Raw genomic sequence first — 22,995 nt, forward strand, 5'->3', positions numbered from 1 at the left:
TTCTATCAGTAATTGAGTTACTTTTTAATAATCTTGGCTGAATATTTTTTACCTTGTATCGTACAGTCTAAAATGTAAACTCCAGGAGTTAATGTACTTACATTTATGTTTGATGGCACATTGGTGTACGTTTTTGTAGATACTGTCTTGCCATCCATAGCGTAAATGTTGATTTTTGTTTCTCCTTGAAGGTTATCTCCAAGAAAAATATTTACATTATCAACAGCAGGATTAGGGAACACTCTAAAAGGATTTGTTATTTTTCCTAAAAGCATACCTTTTGAGTCAAACGGTTTTGACAGACTATTGCATCCGTTAGCATTAGTTGCCTGAAGGCTGTAATTTCCTTCCCAGAAGGTAATGATCGATTTTTCGGTTGCATTTGGTATTGGTCTTTCATTTAAAAACCATTGATAAGATGCTGCTTCAACATTAGAGGTTAATTTTTTGTCACCTGTTACCTGAATTTCCGGTACAATATTGTTTTCGAGAATAGAAATGGTAGTGCTAAAAGTTTTACCAATTCCGTTTTCATTGTAAACCGTTACAAAATAATTACCACTTTCAGTTATTACACGAGTTGGTTCTGTTGAACCGTCAAACCATTCGTAAGCATTGTAATTTCCTGGATTCAACACAACTTCAGGACCACAAAGACCTCCGCTTGCTAAATCTGATTCGAAACTGTCAAATTTTGCCGTTATAGTTTCTGTCAGTATACATCCGTCTTCTGTTACTAATGTTACAGTGTAATCTCCTTCTTTGGTAATTTCAATAGCATTAGAAACATCACCCGTACTCCATTTGTATGAAGCAACTTTCAATTTTTTACCAGTAAAATTAGTTTTTGCATTTAGATACAAACTTTTACCTGCATATCCATGAATTATTGGACTATCGAATATTTTAATATCTGCTGATACTCCCTGATATAGATAGTTTTTTATTTCGTTGTTCATCGGAATAAAATCACTTTCTAATTTCGCAATAAGATTAAATAAGTGAGAGTCACCACTTTCATCAAGTTTTGGTTGTTTTTTAAAAATATACTCTATACTTTCTCCCACAGGAATTCCGGCATCAACAATTTCTGAAATATTTTCAAGCGTGTTTGTATATCCTAAATCTAACTGAATTGCTTTTGCTGCAATTGCAATTTGTCCTTCATTGGTTAGTTTCACTTTAAATTCAGATCCGCCGCAAATATCTTTTGGTGACAATATTTGAACTGATACATCTACAATAGGGTCTGAGATTAATTTTAAATCATCTAATACCATATAAGAATAACCTTCTGTCAAAGAATGTCTAAATCGTATCATGACAGATTTTCCGTTATATTTATTAAAATTAACGACTCCTTTTTGCCATTCTTTGTCCGAATGTTTTCCTTGATTCGTGATTTTCCAAGCTTCAATCCATTCGCCTCCTAAGGTTTTAATGTCTATACTAAGATCGTTGTTGGTATTACTGTCGACTGCATAATAAAACTCCATGGCAGTTGCATTATCAGACAACTTATATAGCGGCATGATTAATTCGCCATAGTTAGAACCATTTTCAAGCGGATGGTAAAGCATTTTTGCAGCAGTATCTCCCGTATGATCTTTTGTAGGAATCGCTAAGTATTGATTACCCGGAGTAACCACTACGCTCCATGGAAAAGTTTTATCACTTTGGCTTGAAACAAATCCTTTTGCTCCAAATAATGATCCTTCCGGCATATTTGAAAAAGTTTCAGTATCTAAGTCTGGAGCCTTTGCAATAACTTCAAAAGTTCCTTTAAGACTTTCTATCATAGCCTTTGGCTGGCCATCTACGTATGCTTTTACATTAATTTCATAATTTCCTGCCGGTAATTGCGGAATACCATTTATGGTGTAAACAATAGTCTGATATCGAAATATCGGATCTCCTTTTTCTAACACTACCGGTTGCCCCACCGCTATACCATTTTGAGAAATTTGATACTCTAAAGTCGCTTTATTAACGGTGCTATATGATAAATTTTTGACATTCATAAAAAATTGGTGTGTAGGAGCATCTTCAAATACTTTTTCGGCTACACTTAGATTAGATAACTGCAAATAATCTGCTGTTTCTTTGATTCTAATATAATCTACTGCAAAACCGTTAGCAAACAGTCCATTATCATCGTGTACAAATGCTATAAGAACACAAGGTTTTCCTGCATATGGTGTTAAATCTACATGGTACTCTATCCAATTAGTGATATAAGACATTTTAAATATCTGTTCCCAGGTTTTACCTCCATCGGTACTTACTTTTACATATCCGTCAGAAAGTCTTTGTCCGTCACCAAAGCCATCAAATACTAGATGTGCTTCTTTATAATTACTCAAATCAAATACAGGAGAAATCAACATATCATTTGAAGCGTCGCAATTGCATTTGTCATCATTACTCGCCATAAAGTGATCATGACCTTCTAAAAACCATCCTGGTGAACCTAAATCTTTACTGGTTCCGTATTGCCAACCTGCACTATTGATGTTTTCAGTAGCTCTCCATCCTTTATATTTCGTTGCCTCTTCAAAATCCATTGTATATGGAAGTACAGATACTTTCATGTCCTCATTATTCCAATTATCGAAATTGAATGTAAAAGAATTGTTTTCCGGCCTAACATCCTGATTCATATCTTCAGGAAAAACAGAAACCGTAATGGTATTTCTGCCAATAGATTTTAAATTGATATTTGGAATCGAATAGCTTAATGTATCTCCATATTTAGTGAATGCCAATGTTACTTTTTCAATTTTTGAAAAAATTTCATTTTTTTCACTATCAAGAATTTTCACTGTAACATTTACTTTCTCTTCGGTTGTTTTGAAATAATTAGCGATTTTAGCCGTTACCGTTACATTATCATTATTAATATCGCATGTTCCGGCTTCTGCTTTTGCTGTTGTCACTGCCAAATCATATGTCGCATTGCTTACACGAATGTTGTCTATAATAGCTCCTAAAAAGCCACTGTCATAATCGCTCATCATTACGCGGAAACGGAAAGCTCCTTTTTTACCTGCAAGTTCATCTAAATGTATTATAATTGGTTTTTTCTTAAAATCATTATTAATTCCGGTAAACCAAGGTCCTGATACTAAATCATTATAATGTAAAGTTTCAGGATAATTAACACCTGTAACTTTTTTCCAGTTTTGATTATCTTCAGAATATTCAACAATTAATCCGTCATATCCTTTATAAAATACATTTACCAAATCAAACTCAGCATAAGGAGAAGTAATATTTGTAAAATCAAATATTGGCGATTGTAATGTAAAATCAGCATTTGGAGCTATTTTTTCAGTACTTCCAAAAGGGACACATCCCCACAAATATTTCGATTTGGTATCTCTGAAAGAATACGTAGAGGGCTGCCATATAAACTTTTGATTGGTTTGTAGTGAATTTGAATACCAGCCTCCCGGTGTTTCTTCAAAATCCTGATAATACGGAAATTGATTTACAATACCGTTATAAACTGCATTCGTACCATTATTATTAGTTGTTACAGGGTCCTGGCTGTATGTTACAAAAGCTGAATACGTATGCAATCCAACTGCCGATAAGTCGATATTAACATTAAAAGGAATTGTCATTTCTGAGTTTCCTTTAAAAACGGCATCCAGTGTAATATCTTTCCATACAGTTACATTTCCAGGAAGCGTATTTAGATATCCTACTTTTAATTGCGATCCAGCCGGTATATCCTTACACCCTAAATTATAGATCGTGATTGCCAAAGGATGACTTGCTGACAAAGTTCCTCCCGTATATGCCGGAAGATTTAATCCCACAACTTTAATGTCAAAATCTTTTTGTGAAGGTGGAACTATAAAATTCGAAACAAAAGAAACCCCATCTTTTGGACCAAACGCTGTAATAGGATTAAGATCAATCTTAACTTCTACATAGTTTACGATGATTGCACTTATAATATAAGGAATATTGTCCTGGATTTTTATAGTCCTTTCTTCGCCAACCGCCAGATCTTTATCAAAATTAACAGCACCATCGTTGGTGTAAATAACATTATACCTACCACCAAAACCAGTTGTCATTAACCTTAATTTGTAATTTAAAGTTTTGTTTGCTTTAATTACAGTAGTTCCGGTATTTTTAATGTTAATATAAAAAGGTTCATTTCCTTTTAAAGACCCACAAGTAACTGAAGGATTTTCAACTGAAACCACAGATATTTGGGTATCTGAATAAGCAGCTCCAATGCCAATCGCATACCAGGCATTAGTAACTTGTTTGTATTCTTCAGAACCTAATCCGTATAGATCTTCTGTAACCATTAAAGTTGCCTGACGCATATCTCTAAAGTTTGAAGAAGGAGATAAATACTCTGTAAGCGTTATGTAGGCAATTTTCTCTGCTTTATCAAGTCCGATAGCTTTAATATCATAGCTGTTATTAAGATCATTTACGCCTTGTCCGCCTTCACTTAAAAGATAGAACCAGTAATTTGTAATTCCACTGTTCGTATGTACACCACCATTATCGTAAGTAACAGCTGCTGGATTCACCCAATTTACTCCTCCATAAGTGTCTGGCTGCGCCTGAGCCTTTGGGTTAGACATGCTTCTCATGCTGCCATGAGTATACAATTCATTCCCCATCATCCAGATGTCTTCTCTTTTATCTTTTCCAACATAAAACTCAACAGCTACACCAAAGATATCACTGAAAGATTCATTCATAGCACCAGATTCTCCCTGATAAATTAAACCAGCTGTAAAACGTGTTACACCGTGAGTTAATTCGTGTGCTGTAATTCCTAAACCAACATACGGACTATCAAAACCATCTCCAAATTGTGCCCAACCACCAGTCCAGGAAGCATTTTCGACATTGGTTCCTAGATGTGCCAGACCAATAATGCTCATTCCTTTGTCATCAATACTATTTCGGTTAAATTTTTCGCCATAATATTCTATGGTTTTTTGCATACCCCAATGAATATCCATAGCAACTTCATCATGATCTTTATTATGCAACTCATTCCAGATATTATCATCATCAATAAATTCTGTGATTACTTCATCCGAAGCATTATCGGCGTGGTTCATATTCCAGGTAAACATTGGTACATTGTATTTGCCTTGTAGTCCTTCTAGTCTGTATCCGTCAGCATATTGTTTTGTATTAAATTCTACATCTCCAGAATATCTTGATTTACCTTTACCTAAGCTTTGTCCCGTAAAGGAAGCATGACTGCTTAAATCGATAGAAAGAATTACTTTTCCTGAGTTTGCATCTACATAAAAAGTGTGGCTGGATTGCGGATTAGTTGCATAAATATCAAATTTCCAGGCCAGGTAATAGTCTTTAAGTTCGGAAGAAAAATTAGGCCCAACATAAACCAGCTCCCCCTGCGGTTTAGTGCTAATATCTTTACTAACTGCGGCACCTAATTTTTTACTCTCCCAAATATATTGTTTAGCATTTACAGTTTTAAGTGCATTTTCTAAAGCTGTTGATGCATTTATTTTATACTTGTTGCTTACTGATAATTTCTTGGCAGTGAAGCCAAAAGCATCAATCTTGGTTTTATTTTCTCTAACCTTGTAAATTGCGCCTTCGACAGGAACAGAATTATGCAATTGCTGATAAGTGGCAAGCGTTCTGCCATGATTATCAGAGATTGATTTTAACTGCATTTTGTCTGAAGTCGATAAATCAAAATCGGTTTTTTTTACTTCGAATATATTTTTAGCCGTTAGATTGGCAGATTTAGCAAAAGACTTCACTTTTGTACTCACAGAATCCTGCGGATTTGTTTTCTCAATGGTATTATTTAGTTTTTGCCCAAATAATTTTTCGCTTTCTTGTAATTGCTTTTTTATTGCATCACTTTCTTCCTGAGAAAGTTCTTTACCATTTATTTTCGGGTCTTGCTGCGTAATGAGATTACTAGGATCCTGACCAAAATTAGGGTCACTATTTGTCTTAGAAACCTGTTCTTTTGTCTGGCTCGTGACTGACGGTCCTAATGCCGTTTTTAGATTTCCTTGTGGTTTGTTTTGCAACGGTGACTGAGCCATTCCTACGGAACAGGCAAAGAAACCTAACAACACAAACAAATACTTGGTCTTGAAGTAAATTTGGTTCATTCTTTTAAATTTAAAATTAATATTTCAGTTTGCTTAGTTAATAGTCATGCTGTTTTATGGTTGATAGTAAACCATAGAAACGGTTTCCGGAAATCAATTTTGGGGTTGATCTTTAGAATTGTCTTTTGTTATTTTTTCAAGAATTTTTAAAAGGGTTTTCTTTTTTGTTTTTGCTTCTTCTAAAAGTTGTTCTAAACTTTTAGAAGGTTCTTTTTTTTTCTTAGCGTTCATTCCGGCGTATTTACATCGATTGGGTAAATGTAGAATGGAGCCATCTGTTTTGGAAAAAAAGGACTATTACAAAAACACTCTCAGGCGAAAAAGCATCACCCAAAAAACACTCAAAATAGTATAACGTAAACTAAAACAGGTGATTAGTTTAAATTTAAATTAAGGAGTATGTGAACTAAATGGTATTGAGATAAGTGGAAAGATTTACTTTCTCATTGGTTAAATCGAACTTTTTGCGAAGTCTTGTTCGGGCATTTTCTATGGATTTGAAAGATTGACCTGTAATTTGTGAAATTTCTTTTGTGGTTAAATCCAGATATAGCAACGCACATAATCTGCGGTCTTTAGGAGTAAGAGAAGGATAATCGACCGTTAGTTTATCAAAGAAAGATTTATGAACCTGCTCAAAACTTATTTCAAATTCTTTCCAGATATCGGTATTCAGATTTTTTTCAAGACGTTTTAAGACTATATCAATAGCTTGCTGCATCTCTTTATTAACCGTTTTGAGTTTAATTTGTTTAAGATCAGTCAGGATTTCATTAATACTATCTGTACGATGTATTTCTGCCATTGCCTTTCCTATGAGTACCTTTTTCTTGGCTTCAAGGCTTTCGTTTAAGGCTTTCATATTCGATTTTAACTTCTCTTGTTCGAGCTGGTTTTTGATATTTCTGTTACGATATTTTATCAATAAAATAATTAAAATCAATATGCCTACAACCAGTATTAAACCAACTACAAAATACTTGAATAGCCTTTTTTGCTCAATAAGTGTTTTTATCTGGGTACGAACTTTGTAATCCTGTTCAAGTTTTATTCTTTCTATGTTTACAGCTTTTTCTTCGACATGTATACTATCGTTGATTGCATTGTATTTTTGAAAATAATACACCGCATTTTTATAATCTTCTTTGCTAACATATACCTGATAAAGTATTTTGTTGAGGTTTAGACCTGAATAGGTATATAGATTTTCTTTACGTAATTCTAATGCCTTTTTTGCATTTACAATTACCTCATCATACTTTTTTTCTTTAAGTTTATATTCAGAGAAAGATTCATAAACGAAAGCCTGTCCTAAATTATCAATATGATTGTTTAATAAAGAAAAAGCTTTGTCAAAATAAAAATCAGCATTGGTCTTATCTTTCTTTAAAGCATAAGCTCTTGCTAAATTGGTACAGACATTAATCTTTAAAGCATCGTCTTTTATGAACTTATTTATAGAATACGCCTTTTGATAATAATACAAGGAAGAATCTAATTTTGTATTGAGATATAAAGTACCAATATTGTTTAAGATTTTTACAAGCTTAACAGAATCATTTTTAGATTGCTGATAGCGATAAACGTTAAGGAAAAATTTTAATGCTTTTTCTTTGTTATTTCCTACCGCATAAATAATTGCCAGATTGTTTTCTAATTTGGATATTTCCTCAAGATTGCCGTTGTTTTTATAAATATCATACGCTTTCAAATAATACTGTAGAGCAATATCTAAAACGTCTTTTGATGCATACATTTTACCTGTTGTAATGTAAACATTTGCCAGAGTAACTTCTGATTCCTTTGTTTTTTTTGCTTCCGTCTCCGCTAATTCGATGTATTTTAATGCCCTGTCCCAATCAGATTTTTGAAGATTTAATGCAATTTTCCGACACAGTTCTACTTTTTTCTGATGATCATTTATACCATTCAAACTGTCAATCATTTCTTTAGTTGACTGCGAATGAATAGTAAAAGAAAGTAAAAGAAATAAAATGGAAAATAATCGTGCCATTGTGTTAAAAAAAATATAGGGAAGAATTTCAAAATTAAACAAAATATAAAGGATCAGAATAGTCTTTAAACGATAAATTTCATTTTGTGTTGTTTTGTCTGATTTTTTCTTTCGAATAGTGTTCAATTCAACTAAAAATATAATAACGATACTAGTTTTGTTTAATCTATAAGGAGTTAATGTGCTAGTTAAAAGTTCAAAAAAAAGTCTGCAGAACCAAATTGATTTTGCAGACTTCTTATTTATATATTTTCTTTTTTTACAACAACTTCTGAACTTCCAACTCTGCAATAATTTGCTTTTTCATTATAGTATGAACATAATCTTTGGCCTCAGCATAAGAAATAGAATACCTGCGTGGAATATCTTGTAAATGAGTAGGGAAGCTGCTTAGTAATTTATCATAATAAAGATCTAATTCGCTTTCGCTTGGCATTTCGAATTGTAAGCGCAATTGAAATCGTCGCAATAAAGCGGTGTCAATGGTATGATAATGATTGGTAGCACAAATAAGCAAACTATCCGTTGGTAAATAATCAATCAACTGAATAATAGTATTTACCAAACGTCTCATTTCGCCAACGTCTTTGTCATCGCTATCCCGGCTTTTACCAATCTGATCGAATTCGTCTAAAAATAATACAGATTTTTCTCTGATCGCTTTATCGAATATCGCTTTTACATTTTTTGAAGTTTCACCAATTCGGGCATTGATTAAAGTACTCAGATTGATAATTACGATATTTTTGTTCAAAGCAGTTGCGATCGCTTTTGCCGTTGTCGTTTTACCGCAGCCGGAATGACCGTGAAGTAATATTTTGTTATCTACTTTAAGATTGTACTTTTTTAATTCTTCAAGATATTGATGCTCTTTGATGGTTTGATTTAAGGCAGCTTTATTTTCTTCACTAAAAAGTAAATCGGCTAAAGTTATTTTTTCGGTATCGTTTACGGTAAGTTCGTATAGATTCATCTGAATTTTTATTTGGTGCAAAATTAGATTTTATTCTGCAATATTTTCATTCCATATCTCTTTTCCCAAAAAGCGGTTTCCAAAGATCGAAGTCCCAATTCTCACCAGATTAGATCCTTCGGCAATAGCCAGTTCCAGATCCTGAGACATTCCCATAGAAAGTTTTAATTCGCTTATTCCTTCTATTTTCGCCTTATAAATTTCATCCCTGATTTCTCGAAGTAATCGTAAAGAAGGCTGCATTTTTACTTTTTCGACATCTAATAAACCAATCGTCATCAGGCCTTTTATTTTTAAAGTCTCGTATTGTTTCATTTCACGAATAAAAGAGATGACCTCATCAGGTTTAAGTCCAAATTTGCTTTCTTCGAATGAAGTATTGATCTGAATAAAAACATCCAGATTTCGTCCTTCTTTTTGCAATTGTTTGTCGAGTTCCTGTGCAAGACTCAATCGGTCAAGAGATTGTATACACGAAACATATTTCAGTACATCTTTGATTTTATTGGTTTGAAGATGACCAATAAAATGACGTTCTATACTCAATTCTTTTAATCCTGGATCTTTATCCCGTAATTCCTGCATTTTGTTTTCGCCAATTAAGGTTTCACCGGCCTCGATCGCAATCCTGATTTTATCAGCAGGAACAGTTTTAGTCGCCAATAACAATTGTACATCTAACGGATTCCTGCCTGAAAGTTTACAGGCAGCTTCGATTCGATCGTGAACCTCTTTTAAATTGGAAATTATCATCTCTTTCATGTGGCAAAATTAAGACTTGTATGGACGAAAGCTGCGATCCAGTTTTTGGTATTTAAAGTAGTCCAGTTTTTGCTTTGTTTTTAAAATTACAACCAGACCAGTAATGTGTAATAAATGAAAAAACTGGATTATGTCGCTGCTAGATAACCAGCGTAAATTTGTTCTATTAAAAAAAATCAATTATTTAATAGTATATAATATGAAAGTAGCAGTATGGGATACTTATGTAACCCGAAAAGACGGAAAAATTATGCATTTTGATATTCTGGTAGACGAGAATACAAATGATGAAAATGAGATTTTTGAATTTGGTAAAAGTTATTTAAAAACCGTTTCGCAAGAAGGTCAGCCTTTAACTTCAAAAGAATGTAGGTTTTGTCATATAGATAAAGCTCCTCAAGAAGTAGAAAACCAAATTCGTGAAAATGGTTTTTCTATTATCGAAATGGAAAATTGCAATTAATTATTCTCCCAAAATAGAATTGAAGAATTTAGACTGAAAGTATTTTAGCTTTTAGTTTTTTTATAGGTATTCTGAAAGGGCTATAATTCCCTGTTCCATTTGTTGCTCTGTCAGCGACGCATAACCCAATCTAAATCCGGACGCAGAATTTGTAAAACTAAAATTCTCAGGATTCATAATCTTAATGCCTTTAGCTAATAATTGCTGGCAGACAAATGCGATGTCAATTTCTGATTTTGGAACAATCCAAAAGGCCAAACCTCCTTCTGGTTTAGAGAACGTAATTTTGTCTTTGAGATGTTGCTGACAAAGACTTTCAAAATAATCTCTCTTTGCTTTATAAATCAAGTTCGTTTTTTTAAGATGTCTTTTGATGATGCCTTCATTAATAAGATGTAATACTGCTTCTTCCATGATATTATCGCCTTGCACATCGATTATTTTTCGATGTTCGCCTACTTTCTCAATCCTTTCAATAGTGCTAACCAAATAACCAATACGCAATGCCGGAGCCACAATTTTACTTAAAGTGCCAATGTAAATAAAGTTTCGGGCACTTTCGTAACTTGAAATGGGTAAAATAGGGCGCTGACCAAAATGAAATTCATGATCATAATCGTCCTCGATAATCGTAAATCCGTATTGATTGGATAATTCAATAAGCTTTAATCTTTTTTTGAGGCTCATTGTTACCGTAGTAGGAAACTGGTGATGTGGCGTAACATATATGGCTTTTATTGAATTGTATTTTTTTAAGTATTCTTCGACTTCATCTAAATTTAAACCATCAGAATTAATGCTTATCGGGAGCAAAGCTGCACCAGCATTTTCAAACGCTTTCCATGCCGGTTTATACCCCGGGTTTTCGATCATAACATAGTCTCCTTTCGAGAATAAGGAATGCGCAGCAAGATACATCGCCATTTGGCTGCCGCGCGTAATACAAATTTGATCGGGCGAAATATTCATTCCTCTTTTAAAATTCAGCATTTGGGCAATTGCTTTTCTAAATTCAGTATTCCCAAATTCATTGCTGTAGCCCATAATTTGCCAACGCGATTTTCTGTTGAATATTTCTCTGTAAGCACGCGCCAAATCTGTCATAGGAGCAAGGCGGCTGTCGGGGAGGCCATCATCAAAAATAAGATATGGCTTTACCTCGTCCTCATTAGTATTTGCTTTTTGTTGCTGTTTTTTTTCAAGGCCAATTTCGGGTAATATATCGGCTACGAATGTTCCTTTTCGATCCATTGTAATCAGCCAGCCTTCGGCGATCAAAACATCAAGGGCTTCAATTACGGTATTACGATTTACATGAAGTAAACCTGCCAATTGTCTGCTTCCGGGTAGTGCATTGCCACTGAATAATTTACCTGATTTTATGGCATTGATGATTGCATCGGCAATTTGCAGATAAAGTGCGGTATTCGATTTTTTGTCTAACTGAATTTCTAAGGACCAAGGTCGTAACATCTGGACTAGTTATTTGTAGTAAAATAGCATTATACTAATAGACCAAAGTTAAGATATTTTTGTCAAGCAAATGAAATCTGATTAATACATGAAAAGATCTGTTTTTTAAATTCATTGCCTACGATTTTATTCTTCCAATATTTTTTCAGTATCAATCGGATTATCTTCCTGATAAAGCATTTTACCTTTTATACCACTATCTCCTAATGCACGCCCTTTTATTAACCAGGCAATCCCGAAAGCAAAAAGAGACAATGCTTCGAGAACCAAAGTCGAATATTCAAATCGTTCTAGTTTCTCTGATATGGGCACCAAAACAACAAATAGTATAATTGAATAACCACAAGTTCTGTAAATATTATTTTCGTTTAAGATGCTTTTTGGAGTTCTGGTTTCGTTTTTTTGTCCTATCGTAAAAACATTAATGGCCAGTAAAGCCATTATGAAGAATAGGATAGCAGCAAAACCATAATGAAGCCAGCCGAGCCATTCCTGATTAGAAGAAATGAGCGTGTAAATCTTGGGGTCTATTTTATTTTTGTCGGGGTTAGTAGGAAAAAAAGCAACGCCCAAAGCCATGATTCCGGCAATATTGGTGAGTAAATTATCGTTTTTCCAGATCGAAACATTTCCATGACCTTTATACCGAATTAAAAATAAACCAACAGCGCATAAAGTTCCTGTAAAAAACTCTCGTAAATGAGTATAATAATAATGACTGATAGAATGCTGAATATCAGTTTGAAAGTAAGAAATCAAAGAAAAACCGACTAGAAGTATCGGAAGACTTATCGCCAGATAACCAATAGCACGTCTGATTCTTCTGTACGTGAAAACATCATAACTTTCAATTTTAATTTCATTGTTGATATCAATTTTCATGTTGTTGATGTATTGGTTTGATAATGATAAAGTTAATGGAAAATTGTAAAGGAATTTAAAAGATGAAAATTATGTTTTGTCGTTGCAATTTCTATGATAAAAGTATTTTTTTTTCAGGAGTTAATCTTGCGCCCGAAGCTTTGGGCAATACCATTAAGTTAAGCTTTTTTAGAAAATAAAATTAATCTCGCAAAGGCGCTAAGACGCAAAGTTTAAACATAATATTGCGTAAAAATCATTGTAAATATTGTCAGACTGAGCGAAGTCGAAGTCCTCATTGCGCAGATTTACCTTCAGTTGTAAGAACTTTAATTTTACACAAAATAACCATAATGATTGTCATTTCGACGGAGGAGAAATCCTCGCGAGGAGCTCGACATAGATTGGATTTACGTTGAGGAGTTACTTACGGAGATTTCTCCTCCGTCGAAATGACAAGATTGGGTAAAAAAATCATTGCAAATATTGTCAGACTTAGCGAAGTCGAAGTGCTCGTTATTAGAACCTTATTCTAAATCACTACTCAGTCAAAGGATTGTAGTTTTTATATCTTGTATAAACTTCTAAATCTTTTACAAATTCTTTTTTTAAGGTTTTGCGTTTTCCTTTTTTGTCGATGGTATAAATTTCCCTTTCATTATTGTCTAGTGAAACCCCGGCAAACTCTCTTAAGCTGTCTTTTTCTATTTTTAAAAATACCGTTGAACTTCCTCCATAAACCAGCCAGGCATCAACACAATTTAAAAGTTCGTTATATTGTAAGTTAGGATAATGATCGGAGTTTTTCATTAGAACGAATTCCTTTTTTGACGGATCAAAAATGAGCAGTTTTCTTATTTCATTCGCGCCTCTTGCCGCAACCGAAGATTGAAAAGTAAGGTCATTGAATCCGTCGTTATTGAAATCTGTAAGTTCGGCATCACAATTTGTTATGCCATCTTTCAGGTATTCCAGTTTTTGTTTGATCGACCATTTGTTGTTTCGTTTTTCAAAAAGATGAATTTCAACATAGGTGCTGTCATCAGATCGAAATTGGTTGACGATTAATTTAAATTTTCCTTTAATGCCAACCTGAGTACTATCTGTAAACGTTTCTTCTAAAACAGTTTTGGCGGTATCTGTTTTAGTTTCAGGTTTAATGACCTCTTTTTTTGCGGTGACTTTTTTAGGAAGAGACACGCCTTGTTCTTTGTTTTTTTGGGAGCAGCTTACTATCGAAAATAATAAAAGGAGAACTATTGATTTTGTCATTATTGGTTTACTTTCTTAGAAAACAAATTCTCTACCACCCAGGCCGGTCCAATCATCAGGAACTGAAGATCTTTTAAGAAAGAAGGTTTTTTGCCCTCGATATTATGTCCGTAGAATTGCCCAATCCAGGCGATCACAAAAACGCCTATAGAGAAAATCCATAAAGGAACAAGTTGGCCTATATAATAATTTACAACCAAACATATTGCTGATAAAATTGCAATTTTAAAAGCCATTGAAACCGATAAACGAATATAAAAAATGAGTACAAAAATGAGCACTACAACAGCCCAATTTTCGATAATAGGCGCATTTAGTTTTAATGTATTGGCAATAAAACCACTCGGAATACTCATTAATAATCCAACTATAGAAAAGTAAATTGCAGGAACACAAATATAATGTATTGCCTTGTTTTTTGGGTTTTGATGACTTACGGCATATTCATCAAACCATTGTTGTAATGTTCTCATTGTTTTGGTTTTGAGGTTAGTTGCGTAAATCTAATCAAATTTCTTTTTCGTTGATCGATTTATGAATTTGACTTAAAAAATAATCCGTTTCAAGTGAAGTTCACTAACGCAGCAAGGATCAAACAAGAAGCTCGACAATCTTTGTCATAGCACGCGGATGACACGGATTTGCTTCGCAAAAACACGGATTTACACAGATTTTTTGTTTTTGTCATCCTGAGGCACGAAGGATCCACACGAGTAGCTCGACAATCTTGATATGCTTTGTGTTAGTTTCTTGTGGGGATCCTTCGTGCCTCGGGATGACAAAAATGCGCTGGTTAACGTTCGACATTATCTTGTTATCCCTATTTTTTAAACAATTGTCAGGCTGAGCGAAGTCGAAGCCCTCGTTCTAATGGGAACGCCCTTCGACTTCGCTCAGGGTGACATTCGTAATAATGTATTAAAAATGAGTTTTTTAAATAAGGTATTGTATGACAATAAGAAGATAAGTTTTCTCATGAAAACAAGTGCCCTAGCTCTGATATAAGCGGTATTCTTTTGTGTCCGCCGCGGCGGACATAAAAGATACAAGTGTATTGCTTCGCCAATTCGCACTTTCAGGCTCGGGTGCAGGAAACAGCTCCTAAATATTGACAGACGAATTTGCATACTCAAAAACATTATCCCACAATTCATCGATCGTAATAAGGGCTTTGTCTAGCGGAATCACGTCCCATTTTCCGTTGGTTTCTATGCCAAGGCCAATGTTTTTTAGTTTCGATAAAGCATCTTTTACATTAAAATCAAGATCGGTGTTGAGTTTTGTCGAGAACCAGGATTCTATTTGGTTGTCGAGTTCTTCGGCGGTTAAAGGTTGGTCGCTTTGGTATAAAAAAGTATAAGCGAGAATGGTTTCTTTAAGCACTTCCTCTTCGGATGAATTTAATAGCGAATAAAAAGCGCCGCTATTGTTACCCAGATTCTTAAAGTATAGACTGTCTGAAAGTATTTTAGAATATTTGATTTTCTTGTTTACAAAATTGCTGTATTGGCGAAATAAATACAACGACAAAACGCCAAGGGCAATTAAACCCTGATTTAACGAAGCTTTGCTGTTGAGCAAATCGATCGTTTCGCCGGATTGATACGCTGCATACATACCAATTAAGGCCGGAATTACGGTGGTACTTAATAACGAAATTCCGCCTCCAATTCCCGGAACCCAAAAGAATAATTTGTCTCTGGTAGACATTCTTGGGATAGCATTGGGGAAAATGGTTTCGAGATCGTTTTTAGGAACACGCTTAAAGATTTTTAAAGCGATTGTTCCGGGATCTATAGGCATTTTGCCTAATTTGACTTTGTTTTCGCTTAAGTATTCTTTCTCGTTATAGTTAAGGTAAATCAGGACACGATCGTAATATTCGATTTCGATTTCTTTCTTCCAGAAAATATATTTCTTTACTTTTTCTTTTGCCTGATGGTGACCGCGAACGTACAATTCGTAATCTTTGAAGGCGTTAAAATCTATCGAAAGATTCAGGCCAATTAAATCCGAATCTTCAAAGGATTTGTCCAAAGTTTCCTGATCTACACGGCGATAATTGCCCTGATCTAAAACTTTTAGAAGGGTTTGTTTGAAAACAGAAAAATCACTTTTGCCTAAAAATGCCTGACGTTCTTTGAGGCTTAAATCCGGATCGAATAAAGCGTAGTTTTGCTTTAGGTTTCGGTTCAGGTTAAAGGCTTCGTAATGAAAATAGTGCTCGATGATATCAAATAATTTTTTGAAATCTTCGACCTTTTTTTGATCATCAGAGAAAGCAACGATTTGTTGTTCGAGTAAGAATTCCTTATTAAAGGGAATATAATGTTCTCGCTTCATACATTTTGGGGCTTAAATTTAGTGGTATTTCTAAAACGCAAAAGTAGCATCGGAAATTTGATTTCTGAACGGATTTTGTATTAAAGTTTTATTATTTTCTTTTAAAGGTTGAATGGCGGTAATGACATGGATATCACACAACAATTCCGGCAGAATTTTGCAATTAAAGTACTACAGATTATCGTAAATTTGAAAGAGTTCGCTTTGAAGTAAAACTCAGATTTTGAAACAGGAAATTAAAACTTTAAGCTAAGAAACACCTTAATATGGAAAATATACAGACTACTAAAACTCAAAATTTCTTTAGAATACTTTTGGGAATTTTTATGATAATGGCCGCCATTGGGCATTTTACTTTTCAGCGTACCGATTTTCAGGCGCAGGTTCCTAATTGGGTTCCGCTTGATAAAGATCTTGTGGTGATACTTTCCGGAATTGTAGAAATGGCTATTGGACTTGCCGTGGTATTTATGACCAGTCACAAAGTAAAAATCGGAATTTTTCTGGCTATTTTTTATGTAATGGTTTTTCCTGGAAATATTGCGCAATATCTAAACGGAATAGATGCTCTTGGAATGAACACAGATCAGGCGCGATTGACCAGATTATTTTTTCAGCCGGTATTAATTTTATGGGCGCTATGGTCTTCCGGAGCAATTGGTTTTTTTAAGGGACTAAGACGCTAAGAGACTAAGTTGCTAAGGTTTTTAGGAAAGGGACAGAGGAGCAAAGGCTTTTTTTAAGTTTCAGAGAGACAAAGGTTCAAAGGGATAAGTTTTTTAGAGAATAAAATTAATCGCGCAAAGGCGCTAAGACGCAAAGTTTAAACACAATCTTGTCATTTCGACGGAGGAGAAATCCTCGCAAGAAACTCTACAAAGATTAAGTTTCTAAGGTTTTATTAGAAAGTTAAAGAAGGCAAACTTTGGAATTTGGAATTTATCCAGATTTTGGATTGGAATTTCTTTTCCCAATACTATCATCATCATGGCCAGAGCCATTTCTATTAACCTACCTTACCAAAAAAAGGATGGGAATAGAAGATAAGGTTAGGCAGGTTGAAGCATTATTTGACCGTCTTGAAGTTGAAATTACTGCTTTTCAGTCAGAAACTCATTTGTATTGTAATGCAGGCTGTGGGAAATGCTGCACTACACCCAATATCGATGCTTCGCCTTTAGAATTTTTGCCTTGGGCTTTTCATTTGTTTTTGAATGGCAAAGCCGAGGAAACCTTAGCACTTTTGAATCAGACTTCTACTCATAATTGCATTATATACCGTCCGCGTTCTGTGTTAGAACATAAAGGAAATTGCAGTAATTATAGGTACCGCGGGCTAATATGCCGACTTTTTGGCTATGCTGCCAACACTGATAAATACGGAAAACTACGTTTGGCTACCTGCAAAATCATCAAAGAACAACAACAGGAAAACTTCATCGCAGCCGAAGAAGCTATTAACAACGGTAAATATGTTCCAATTTTTACTGATTATTATATGCGATTGAAACAGATAGACCTTAGAATGGGCGTTATTTTAGTACCAATAAACGAGGCGCTCAAAATAGCAATCGAAGAAGTTTTGCATTATTACGCCTACAGACCACTTCCGAACGGACTTGGGAATATAGCTTGATTAGGGGTTCAAAGGGACAAAGGTTGGAATTTGGAATTCTGAAGCTTCGGGCAATGTCATTAAGTTAAGTTTTTGGAAAATAAAATTATCGCAAATCAAATCCGTTTTTTTTCGCGTTTTTACGAAGTAAATCTGTTTTATCCGCGTCACAATTAGACACTGATTTTACTGATTCGCTAAAGCGAAAACGCTGATAAAAACGGATTTTTCTAATTACTTTCTTGATTAAACGGCTAAATAATTTATAGATTTTATCTTAACTTAATGACATTGAGCTTCAAGATTGGAATTTCCCTGTTTTATTTTGGAATTTGGAGTTTATTATGAAGCTTCGGGCAATGTCATTAAGTTATGCTTTTAGAAAATAAAATTATTGCAAGTCAAATCCGTTTTTTTTCGCGTTTTTACGAAGTAAATCTGTTTTATCCGCGTCACAATTAGACACTGATTTTACTGATTCGCTAAAGCGAAAACGCTGATAAAAACGGATTTTTCTAATTACTTTCTTGATTAAACGGCTAAATAATTTATAGATTTTATCTTAACTTAATGACATTGAGCTTCAAGATTGGAATTTCCCTGTTTTATTTTGGAATTTGGAGTTTATTATGAAGCTTCGGGCAATGTCATTAAGTTATGCTTTTAGAAAATAAAATTATTGCAAGTCAAATCCGTTTTTTTTCGCGTTTTTACGAAGTAAATCTGTTTTATCCGCGTCACAATTAGACACTGATTTTACTGATTCGCTAAAGCGAAAACGCTGATAAAAACGGATTTTTCTAATTACTTTCTTGATTAAACGACGAAATAATTTTATAGATTTTATCTTAATTTCCTTGTTTTATTTTGGAATTTCTATTTTTTGGAATTTATTTAAGATATCCCAATATCAATGCATTTACTTTTGGTGCATAATCAAAGCTTGTTTCATTTTATAATTTGAAACATAGTTTGTTTCTAAAAAACGATTTATGTCTTTTTAACCTTATAATTTTATAAGACTTTTAATACTGCCTAAGATTTATAAAGAATAATGATTTATAAAAAATAGAATGATCTATAGTAGTACTGATCGCACGTAATGTATTAAAAACAAAAGAAAAACGTAACTTTTAAGAATTCTCAGATTAATTTGTTAGCTGTCATTATGTAGTTTATGCCTGTAGTGTTTTTATTTTGCTTTGTGGTTTACTTAATTTAAAAAAATCATTCTATGTCCCTCCCAAACGAATTGTACAACGCAAAATTTGCCGAATATATCGAATCTATTAAGATCATGTATTTGGTAGATGATCGATTCAAAATGATTTGTGATGATTATTGTATCAGTAAAATAAATGCCGAAAAATTCAGAAAAAAAATAGAGCGTGATTTTCAGCATCAGCTCCAACATGAAAACTTATCTAAAGAATTAGAAGATGAGATATTGATTTACATTATAAAAAATATTTAACTAGATAAATCCTCATTAATTTCTAAATACGATTCGAGAAGCTGTTGTGTTTCATCATCAAGTTTCCATAAAGCACGCCTGTTATTTTTAGGGCCAAGACGTCTGAAGTTTTTAGGATTTAGCTTAAAGGGAAGTTCTTTATATAAACTGGCTATAAGTTGATACATCCTTTCTTCGTGTAAGGAATAGGGCAGGATCATATAAAGATCAATAAATAATTTGGCAGAATCTACGATATAGGTTATTTGTGCATTCTCAGTTATTTTTGTGCCGTAATGATAAAATTGCAATACGGTAAAATGAAAAAGCGGTAAAAGTTCCTTTTTATGTACGGCAAGATAGTCTAAAACGTCGAAAATACTTTTAGATGAACTCTCCCAGCGTATAGCACTCTTAAGATATTCGTCGCCTGAATTCTCCCATGTATGTACAGGCAATCCCAGAAAAATATTCATTTTTGATATGGTTTGCTGTGCGAGTACCAATTCATGCTTATCATCTTTTTTGTAGAAAATTTCTAACTGTATATTTCCGGACTGATATCCTTCAAAATTTTTTTCGAAAGCATCAACTACTTTTTTAAGCCCGTGAGCTATGTCTTTATCTTTTACAGAATGTCCCAGCGAATTTGATTTTGGGAGAGCATAAACAAAAAAGGATGAATTTGTATTCATTTCTTAAAGGTTAAAAGATTTTGGCTTAAAAACGAAAAATTTTAAAAGCTTTATTTTTAAAGAATCACTGCAGGCAGCTTAGTGAATGGAGGAGCACCTTGCTGCCTTTATAGCGGTGACTAAACATTTATAATAGAAGAAACTTTAAAATTATGTTAGTTAATTAGAACTTTTGCTACTTGCCTTTTTTCGTTCTTGTTAGTTATTGTATTGTTTAATTTTTATGCTTTATTGTTGAAATTCAGGAGTATATCTTTTAGTTTTTTTTCTAATTCTTTGTAATCCGCTTTTATGATATCGGCAGTAATACTATTAGAATTAAGGTTTAAACATTGACGAATATAAGAAGGTGTATACCCGTATTTTTCGACCAAAGCCTTAATCAGGCTAGGATCGTAAGTGTATTTTGTGTTTTTTTTCGTACGTTTGTCCATTGCTTAATTTGTTTCTTATTGCGCAACAAATATAGTAGGACATTTCTTAAATAACTAATAAATGTAAGATTTTTTCTAAAAAATTATGCTTTATGGCTGAAAATACTATACAAAGAATTAAACACTATCTTGATTATAAAGGTATTAAGGTAAGCGCCTTAGAGAAGCAAGTGGGTATGTCTAATGGTTCTTTTGCCAGTCAGCTAAAAAACAATAAAACAATAGGTCTTGATAAATTAGAAAATATCTTAAATAAATATACAGATATTAACCTCGATTGGCTTTTAACAGGTAAGGGAGAGATGTTGAAATTTGATGTTTTAGAAGAAAACAATTCAAAACTCTATAAAAAAACAGATAAAAATTCATTAAACAGAGCAATTCCTCTTTATAATATTCAAACCACTTCAGGAATTATCGATTTGTTTGGCAACAACGAATATCAAACTCCTGTAGATCATGTCTCAATACCTACAATTTCTGAGTGCGACGGTGCCTTATATGTTATTGGCGATAGTATGTATCCTGTGCTAAAAAGTGGGGATATAGTAGTGTATAAAAAAGTATTTCATCTAGAGAGAAATATTGTTTGGGGCGAACTGTACCTTGTATATATCAACAACGATGGTAATGATTTCTTTTTTACACGTTTTCTCAAACAATCAGAAAAAGAATCCTACGTGCAATTGGTGGCGCAAAATCCGGATCATCAAACTATAGAATTCCCTATAAGTACTATTAAGGCCCTGGCTTTAGTAAAAGCATCGATTAGGGTTAATTCTCAGTTTTAAATTTTAGCAGAATACTTTCTTCTTTAAAAATTTCAACTAAAGAAATAAAAAAAGTGAGACTTTTAATCGTTGGCATCGATTAGAAATCTCACTTTATTGTTCCAAAAAAAAAAGACATCATTTTAATAATTTTCCGGTTACGGAAAACAACTCAAAGTAAAAATTATTTACTGCAAAATTATCCGTAAAATAAGTTTTGGCTATACGTATTTATACCTGTTTTTGAAGTTTCTTTTATCCAAAAGAGCTGAAGATATAAGGTTTTTATTGCTAAATCGTAAATAGAACCAAAGTAGGACAGGAACAGGATAATTTTGTTGAATTAATTAAATTCAGCTTTTTTAAATTCTATTATTTTTTCGACGTATAGTATCAGGCTTTTTCTTTCTACTGAGTATAGAGCATTTTCCTCTTCTGTTTTTAAGTATAAATCGGCAATACTTTCAGCATCCATTTGATTGTGCAAAAAGTGATTTTCGGCATATTTTATAAGATCATCTAGAAAAAGTTCGTGCAATCTGCCTTTTTCCAGTATTTCTGTATCACCTTCTTTTATTTTTTCCATTTCTGATTCCGGCAAATCGATGGTGAGGTACGTATAATCTATCGCAACTTTCGCAGGCATCTCTTTATCTACCTTTCCAGTGCCTAAACAATAGGCACACGGCGCAGGTGTCCATTTGAGTGCTTTGTTCATACGATGTATATCGTCCCAGTCAACAAATGTTTTGCCCAGACATCGTGGGCATTCTATATTTGATTTTCGAAATAGGAACTTAAAAAGAGTCATTTTTCTGGAATTAATTTAACGATTTAGTGGCATCGCGAATATAATTATTTATGTAAGAAAAATTGGTCTAGGAAAGCATTTTTTTTAAGAAAATGATTTATAACTAATGAGAATTAGGCGTTTTTTATGGGAAAAAGGATTAGAGATTTTTAGAATGTTTTTTTGCTTAGCATTTTATTGCTATTGCACGGATTACAAATCATGAGTGTGCGGAATTTTTAAAAATGGGCTGAAAGCCCTAAAGTGCAATAGCGTAGTGCAACGCGCTACGAATTAAACCAAAAGTGCAAATTGCCCTGAAAGGGTAAAAGAAAATAGAGAATGAAGATGCAAATAAAAAGGTATTTTCCAGGAGAACATCATGTAAAATAGGTTAAACATACTTTTTGAAATGAGGCTTGCGCCCTTACACGGCTTAAAATTATAATCGTTTTTTATTCATAGTGCTTCGCACCATGCTATTGCCAAAGCTCTTTCGGAGCAATAAGGTTTCGAACACTTGTAATTGCAGATCTCCGCTATCGTTGCGTATGGCTATTTAGCCTTTTTTTTCATCAAATAATAATAAACATTTTCTCCTCCCTCAGCTACAATATTCGAATGTATAAATTCGTATCCGTACGCCGCCATAAAGTTTAAAGCATCGATAATAGAATTAAACACCAAAACTTCTCCGTTTTTATCTTTTAAACGCGCTGTATCATTATTGCTCGACATCAGTTTTGTTCTTTGTCCAATGTCGATCGAAACCTTAACTTTAGAAGACATATATACTGAAGTTCCAATGATCTGAAGGTATTCTACATCGAGATCCTGAATGGGAATTCCGTTGATGGTTTGCGCAAAACCAGAGAAGCTGAATAATAACGTAAGGGTAAGTAGTAGTTTTTTCATGTGTTAATTGTGGTTA

Annotated in this window: 19 protein-coding genes; 5 read left to right on the plus strand and 14 right to left on the minus strand. The window is 33.6% G+C overall.

Annotation, left to right across the window (positions count from 1 at the left end; translation table 11 throughout):
* Window positions 1–17 precede the first annotated feature (17 nt).
* The 5 genes from LNP81_RS10055 to LNP81_RS10075 all read right to left on the minus strand — a co-directional run bounded on the left by LNP81_RS10055 (window position 18) and on the right by LNP81_RS10075 (window position 9,895).
* The gene (locus tag LNP81_RS10055; protein WP_230035468.1) at window positions 18–6,146 is read right to left on the minus strand and encodes a M4 family metallopeptidase; all 6,129 of its coding nucleotides are present in this window, start codon (window positions 6,144–6,146) and stop codon (window positions 18–20) included.
* Window positions 6,147–6,239: 93 nt separating this feature from the next.
* On the minus strand, window positions 6,240–6,377 hold the full coding sequence (locus tag LNP81_RS10060) for a hypothetical protein (protein ID WP_230035470.1): 138 nt from the start codon (window positions 6,375–6,377) through the stop codon (window positions 6,240–6,242).
* A 175-nt stretch (window positions 6,378–6,552) separates the two neighbouring features.
* A complete protein-coding gene (locus LNP81_RS10065; protein ID WP_230035472.1) occupies window positions 6,553–8,160 on the minus strand; it encodes a tetratricopeptide repeat protein in 1,608 nt (535 codons plus the stop codon).
* A 259-nt stretch (window positions 8,161–8,419) separates the two neighbouring features.
* Window positions 8,420–9,133: an AAA family ATPase gene (locus LNP81_RS10070; RefSeq protein ID WP_230035474.1), complete on the minus strand. Its 714-nt coding sequence runs from the start codon at window positions 9,131–9,133 to the stop codon at window positions 8,420–8,422.
* A gap of 30 nt (window positions 9,134–9,163) precedes the next feature.
* Window positions 9,164–9,895: a YggS family pyridoxal phosphate-dependent enzyme gene (locus LNP81_RS10075; protein ID WP_230035476.1), complete on the minus strand. Its 732-nt coding sequence runs from the start codon at window positions 9,893–9,895 to the stop codon at window positions 9,164–9,166.
* A gap of 199 nt (window positions 9,896–10,094) precedes the next feature.
* On the opposite strand from LNP81_RS10075, the gene LNP81_RS10080 reads away from it, so the two are divergent.
* On the plus strand, window positions 10,095–10,358 hold the full coding sequence (locus LNP81_RS10080) for a DUF2024 family protein (protein ID WP_230035478.1): 264 nt from the start codon (window positions 10,095–10,097) through the stop codon (window positions 10,356–10,358).
* Between the two features lie 60 nt (window positions 10,359–10,418).
* Here the strand turns inward: LNP81_RS10080 and pdxR are convergent, their stop codons facing one another.
* From pdxR to LNP81_RS10105, 5 genes are all read right to left on the minus strand, one after another.
* The gene (gene pdxR / locus LNP81_RS10085) at window positions 10,419–11,831 is read right to left on the minus strand and encodes a MocR-like pyridoxine biosynthesis transcription factor PdxR (protein WP_230035480.1); all 1,413 of its coding nucleotides are present in this window, start codon (window positions 11,829–11,831) and stop codon (window positions 10,419–10,421) included.
* 126 nt (window positions 11,832–11,957) lie between these two features.
* A complete protein-coding gene (locus LNP81_RS10090) occupies window positions 11,958–12,713 on the minus strand; it encodes a hypothetical protein (protein WP_230035482.1) in 756 nt (251 codons plus the stop codon).
* Window positions 12,714–13,232: 519 nt separating this feature from the next.
* Window positions 13,233–13,964 (minus strand): hypothetical protein, encoded by a 732-nt coding sequence (locus tag LNP81_RS10095; protein ID WP_230035484.1) that lies wholly within the window; start codon window positions 13,962–13,964, stop codon window positions 13,233–13,235.
* Entirely contained in the window at window positions 13,964–14,437 is a 474-nt protein-coding gene (locus LNP81_RS10100; RefSeq protein ID WP_230035486.1) for an Mpo1 family 2-hydroxy fatty acid dioxygenase, read from the minus strand. Before LNP81_RS10100 ends, LNP81_RS10095 begins: the two co-directional genes overlap by 1 nt.
* Window positions 14,438–15,065: 628 nt before the next feature.
* Window positions 15,066–16,307: a TMEM143 family protein gene (locus LNP81_RS10105; protein WP_230035488.1), complete on the minus strand. Its 1,242-nt coding sequence runs from the start codon at window positions 16,305–16,307 to the stop codon at window positions 15,066–15,068.
* Window positions 16,308–16,573: 266 nt separating this feature from the next.
* On the opposite strand from LNP81_RS10105, the gene LNP81_RS10110 reads away from it, so the two are divergent.
* The 3 genes from LNP81_RS10110 to LNP81_RS10120 all read left to right on the plus strand — a co-directional run bounded on the left by LNP81_RS10110 (window position 16,574) and on the right by LNP81_RS10120 (window position 19,396).
* The gene (locus LNP81_RS10110; protein ID WP_230035490.1) at window positions 16,574–16,993 is read left to right on the plus strand and encodes a DoxX family protein; all 420 of its coding nucleotides are present in this window, start codon (window positions 16,574–16,576) and stop codon (window positions 16,991–16,993) included.
* A gap of 344 nt (window positions 16,994–17,337) precedes the next feature.
* Window positions 17,338–17,943 carry a YkgJ family cysteine cluster protein gene (locus LNP81_RS10115; protein ID WP_230035492.1) on the plus strand — a complete coding sequence of 202 codons (606 nt, stop codon included), beginning with the start codon at window positions 17,338–17,340 and terminating at the stop codon, window positions 17,941–17,943.
* A 1,213-nt stretch (window positions 17,944–19,156) separates the two neighbouring features.
* The gene (locus tag LNP81_RS10120) at window positions 19,157–19,396 is read left to right on the plus strand and encodes a hypothetical protein (protein WP_230035494.1); all 240 of its coding nucleotides are present in this window, start codon (window positions 19,157–19,159) and stop codon (window positions 19,394–19,396) included.
* Here the strand turns inward: LNP81_RS10120 and LNP81_RS10125 are convergent.
* Together LNP81_RS10125 and LNP81_RS10130 are read right to left on the minus strand one after the other, a co-directional pair.
* The gene (locus LNP81_RS10125; RefSeq protein WP_230035496.1) at window positions 19,393–20,070 is read right to left on the minus strand and encodes a hypothetical protein; all 678 of its coding nucleotides are present in this window, start codon (window positions 20,068–20,070) and stop codon (window positions 19,393–19,395) included. The genes LNP81_RS10120 and LNP81_RS10125 overlap by 4 nt on opposite strands.
* A gap of 221 nt (window positions 20,071–20,291) precedes the next feature.
* Window positions 20,292–20,504, minus strand: a complete 213-nt coding sequence (locus LNP81_RS10130) for a hypothetical protein (RefSeq protein WP_230035499.1) — start codon at window positions 20,502–20,504, stop codon at window positions 20,292–20,294.
* Between the two features lie 92 nt (window positions 20,505–20,596).
* Here LNP81_RS10130 and LNP81_RS10135 point away from each other — a divergent pair, with 92 nt between their 5' ends.
* The gene (locus LNP81_RS10135; protein ID WP_230035501.1) at window positions 20,597–21,295 is read left to right on the plus strand and encodes a S24 family peptidase; all 699 of its coding nucleotides are present in this window, start codon (window positions 20,597–20,599) and stop codon (window positions 21,293–21,295) included.
* Window positions 21,296–21,617: 322 nt separating this feature from the next.
* Here the strand turns inward: LNP81_RS10135 and LNP81_RS10140 are convergent, their stop codons facing one another.
* Window positions 21,618–21,992, minus strand: a complete 375-nt coding sequence (locus LNP81_RS10140) for a hypothetical protein (RefSeq protein ID WP_230035503.1) — start codon at window positions 21,990–21,992, stop codon at window positions 21,618–21,620.
* Between the two features lie 627 nt (window positions 21,993–22,619).
* Window positions 22,620–22,979, minus strand: coding sequence for a hypothetical protein (locus tag LNP81_RS10145; RefSeq protein WP_230035505.1), 360 nt, complete (start codon window positions 22,977–22,979; stop codon window positions 22,620–22,622).
* Window positions 22,980–22,995 lie beyond the last annotated feature (16 nt).

The sequence above is a fragment of the Flavobacterium piscisymbiosum genome (genome assembly GCF_020905295.1).
GTDB lineage: Bacteria > Bacteroidota > Bacteroidia > Flavobacteriales > Flavobacteriaceae > Flavobacterium > Flavobacterium piscisymbiosum.